Source organism: Candidatus Kurthia intestinigallinarum (assembly GCF_003991225.1).
GTDB classification, from domain to species: Bacteria; Bacillota; Bacilli; order Bacillales_A; family Planococcaceae; genus Kurthia; species Kurthia populi.
In genome coordinates, this window is the sequence record NZ_JTFC01000058.1 from 1 (window position 1) to 1220 (window position 1220).

Below are 1220 nucleotides of genomic sequence, written 5' to 3' on the forward strand. Positions count from 1 at the left end.
CTATGACAGGATTCATACTTTGCAACCGCTCATAATCTTTTTTTACCGCAACCGCAGCTGTCACGATTGTTTCCAGCTGTTCCATCTGCTTAGGAGTGAAAACATAATTCCCGGTTTCTTTTTGATGGATTTCCGGTTTCCCGAACATTTTCGGAACGACTTCGGTTTTGATTTCTTTTCGCTTTGGTTTCAGCACCAAATTCTTATCAGGAACATTTTTGCTAATCGCTAAAAACTCATTTTTCTTTTCATCGACTTTCCCCTCTAACACGGCAATTTCGTTCAATAAGTCCTGTTTTTCCTTGTATTCATTCACGTCTTTATATGAATTCGTGCCAACCAATTTCCGCTCAATTCCACGATCCAATAATTTTTCTTCTAGCAACTGGACTTCTTTTTCCCGCCAATCATCAAACGGGCGAGTTTTATCCAACGCCGGATCTTGTTGAATAATCGCACGGTCAAACGACACTTGTTTTTCAAGTCCTCGCTTATAGCCGCTCGCAACCGGAACAAAATTCAAGTGCATATGAGGAGTAGCTTCGTCATTATGGATGACCGCATTATATACTTTTAAATTCGGATTTCGCTTCTCAAAATCTTCGAACCACTCTAATAAAATTTCATTTCCTTTCTCATAATCCTTTCGCATAGGAAAGTCATATAAGTCTCCCACCTGAACAATCATTTCCTGCTGAAGCGCCGTTTTTTTACTGGATTGGATGTGCTTAAAGTAATCATCAATTTTCCGGTCATTGCGTTTTTGTTTAGCATTGTAATTTTCCAACGCTTCGCCAAATTCTTCTTGATACAGTTCTTTCAAATCCTTCTGAACGAGGTACACATTTTCGTGCGAACGAGATTCATCAATGTGTGAATTCCGTTCTTTATCCTTGTCACTCATGGTCCGATTATTGTGTTTGATGTTGGTTTTATTGGTCGCCTTTTTGAGCGAAACCGACATGCTCATGACGAATCACCTCACTTGCTATGAGTGTACCAGACAGTTTGTTACTTTGCCAAAGTAACCTTTTCTGTATTTTGACACTGCGCTGCGCTCCATGTGCAAAATGAAAAGGCTCTCCGAGGGTAAAAGCAGGGGTCTGTCACTCTGGCGTGACAGTTTCCCCAAGATCAAAATCAAAAGAAAAGACCTTGGGCGTTGCCCAAACCCACGAGGGAAAAGTTTCCCCTCGACCCCCTCCAAAAACTCCCCCATC

Annotated in this window: 1 protein-coding gene; it reads right to left on the reverse strand. The window is 41.4% G+C overall.

Features of this window, described 5'->3' with window-relative positions:
• Positions 1-970 (reverse strand): plasmid recombination protein (locus tag QI30_RS18595; protein ID WP_126992067.1); only part of this gene is annotated, 970 nt, incomplete at its 3' end.
• Between the last annotated feature and the right edge of the window lie 250 nt (positions 971-1220).